At 49.6% G+C, this 1,239-nt stretch carries 1 protein-coding gene; it reads left to right on the forward strand.

The window, feature by feature from the left end; all coding sequences use genetic code 11:
- Positions 1 to 96: 96 nt before the first annotated feature.
- Positions 97 to 1,224, forward strand: a complete 1,128-nt coding sequence (locus BRW63_RS26985) for an ISAs1 family transposase (RefSeq protein WP_073075379.1) — start codon at positions 97 to 99, stop codon at positions 1,222 to 1,224.
- Positions 1,225 to 1,239 lie beyond the last annotated feature (15 nt).

Genomic DNA, 1,239 nt, shown 5'->3' on the forward strand with positions numbered 1-1,239 from the left:
CAGGGCAAACGCATCTTAAAAATTACTGAGAATGAGTTCTAGGGTTTCGGGTGTTGATGCGGGAAGATCAACGCAACGTCACCCCCCCCTCAAGCAATGAAACTAAAATCGAAAGGGAAGCTATGCGAGCACTTTGGCGAGATCGAAGACCCGCGAATCGAGCGCAGCAAGCGCCACAAATTGATCGACATTCTGACTATTGCAATTCTTGCCGTGATTTGTGGGGCGGACAGTTGGGTGGGCATGGAAAGCTTCGGACAAGCTAAGGTCAAGTGGCTCAAACGTATCCTGGAACTGCCCAATGGAATTCCCTCACATGATACCTTTGCGCGGGTATTTGCCCGGCTGAATCCAGAGCAATTTCAGGCGTGTTTTCTCAAGTGGGTGCGGTCGCTAGTGCGCTTGAGTGATGAAGAGGTTGTGGCAATTGATGGCAAAACGTTACGTCAATCCTATGACTCAGTTGACGACAAAGCTGCCATTCACATGGTTAGTGCTTGGGCAACCGCAAACCGCTTGGTGCTGGGGCAACGCAAAGTGGATGCCAAATCGAATGAAATTACTGCCATTCCACAATTGATCAAACTGCTGGAACTAGAGGGCTGTATCGTGACAATTGATGCGATGGGGTGTCAAAAACAAATTGCCAAACAGATTGTTGCACGCGAGGCAGACTACGTGCTGGCACTCAAAGACAATCAAGGCAACCTGTTTGCCGATGTGCAGCAGATTTTTGACCATGCCCAAGCGTGCAATTTCGTCGGCATTGAACATACTTTTGACCAAACCACAGAGAAAGGACATGGGCGAGTCGAAATTCGCCGGTGCTGGACGATGGAACAGGTGGAGTTCTTGGTCGATGCTAACAAATGGGAGAAGTTCACCAGCATTGGCATGATTCAGGCAGAGCGTCGCACTCAAGGCAAGATTGAGCGTGAGACTCGCTACTATATCAGCAGTTTATCGAGTGATGCGGCACGATTGTCGCGGGCTGTTCGTAGCCATTGGTTGGTGGAGAACGCACTGCATTGGGTGTTAGACCTTGCCTTTCTCGAAGATACCTGCCGAGTTCGCAAAGATTTTGCACCTGAGAATTTAGCGGTCGTCCGGCATATTGCCTTAAACTTGCTGGCTCAGGAAACCTCATTGAAGTTAGGCATCAAGAACAAGCGACTGCGAGCAGGCTGGGATGAGAATTACTTACTCAAGATTCTGACCGAATAAGATGCGTTTGCCCTG

Source organism: Phormidesmis priestleyi ULC007 (assembly GCF_001895925.1).
GTDB lineage: Bacteria > Cyanobacteriota > Cyanobacteriia > Leptolyngbyales > Leptolyngbyaceae > Phormidesmis_A > Phormidesmis_A priestleyi_A.